Here is a 1,574-nt window from a genome sequence, read left to right as displayed (position 1 = left end):
ACAAAATCTTAAATTGAAGAGTTTGATCATGGCTCAGATTGAACGCTGGCGGCAGGCCTAACACATGCAAGTCGAGCGGAAACGAGTTAACTGAACCTTCGGGGGACGTTAACGGCGTCGAGCGGCGGACGGGTGAGTAATGCCTAGGAAATTGCCCTGATGTGGGGGATAACCATTGGAAACGATGGCTAATACCGCATGATGCCTACGGGCCAAAGAGGGGGACCTTCGGGCCTCTCGCGTCAGGATATGCCTAGGTGGGATTAGCTAGTTGGTGAGGTAAGGGCTCACCAAGGCGACGATCCCTAGCTGGTCTGAGAGGATGATCAGCCACACTGGAACTGAGACACGGTCCAGACTCCTACGGGAGGCAGCAGTGGGGAATATTGCACAATGGGCGCAAGCCTGATGCAGCCATGCCGCGTGTGTGAAGAAGGCCTTCGGGTTGTAAAGCACTTTCAGTCGTGAGGAAGGTTTATGCGTTAATAGCGTATAGATTTGACGTTAGCGACAGAAGAAGCACCGGCTAACTCCGTGCCAGCAGCCGCGGTAATACGGAGGGTGCGAGCGTTAATCGGAATTACTGGGCGTAAAGCGCATGCAGGTGGTTTGTTAAGTCAGATGTGAAAGCCCGGGGCTCAACCTCGGAATAGCATTTGAAACTGGCAGACTAGAGTACTGTAGAGGGGGGTAGAATTTCAGGTGTAGCGGTGAAATGCGTAGAGATCTGAAGGAATACCGGTGGCGAAGGCGGCCCCCTGGACAGATACTGACACTCAGATGCGAAAGCGTGGGGAGCAAACAGGATTAGATACCCTGGTAGTCCACGCCGTAAACGATGTCTACTTGGAGGTTGTGGCCTTGAGCCGTGGCTTTCGGAGCTAACGCGTTAAGTAGACCGCCTGGGGAGTACGGTCGCAAGATTAAAACTCAAATGAATTGACGGGGGCCCGCACAAGCGGTGGAGCATGTGGTTTAATTCGATGCAACGCGAAGAACCTTACCTACTCTTGACATCCAGAGAACTTTCCAGAGATGGATTGGTGCCTTCGGGAACTCTGAGACAGGTGCTGCATGGCTGTCGTCAGCTCGTGTTGTGAAATGTTGGGTTAAGTCCCGCAACGAGCGCAACCCTTATCCTTGTTTGCCAGCGAGTAATGTCGGGAACTCCAGGGAGACTGCCGGTGATAAACCGGAGGAAGGTGGGGACGACGTCAAGTCATCATGGCCCTTACGAGTAGGGCTACACACGTGCTACAATGGCGCATACAGAGGGCGGCCAACTTGCGAAAGTGAGCGAATCCCAAAAAGTGCGTCGTAGTCCGGATTGGAGTCTGCAACTCGACTCCATGAAGTCGGAATCGCTAGTAATCGTGGATCAGAATGCCACGGTGAATACGTTCCCGGGCCTTGTACACACCGCCCGTCACACCATGGGAGTGGGCTGCAAAAGAAGTAGGTAGTTTAACCTTCGGGGGGACGCTTACCACTTTGTGGTTCATGACTGGGGTGAAGTCGTAACAAGGTAGCGCTAGGGGAACCTGGCGCTGGATCACCTCCTTATACGATGATTA

General features: G+C 53.4%; 1 rRNA gene. It reads left to right on the top strand.

The window, feature by feature from the left end:
• Positions 1-10 precede the first annotated feature (10 nt).
• A 16S ribosomal RNA gene (locus V1U08_RS22860) occupies positions 11-1,563 on the top strand.
• Positions 1,564-1,574 lie beyond the last annotated feature (11 nt).

The sequence above is a fragment of the Vibrio sp. YYF0003 genome (assembly GCF_036350715.1).
Taxonomy (GTDB): domain Bacteria; phylum Pseudomonadota; class Gammaproteobacteria; order Enterobacterales; family Vibrionaceae; genus Vibrio; species Vibrio natriegens.
This window is presented reverse-complemented; position numbering and strand designations above follow the sequence as displayed.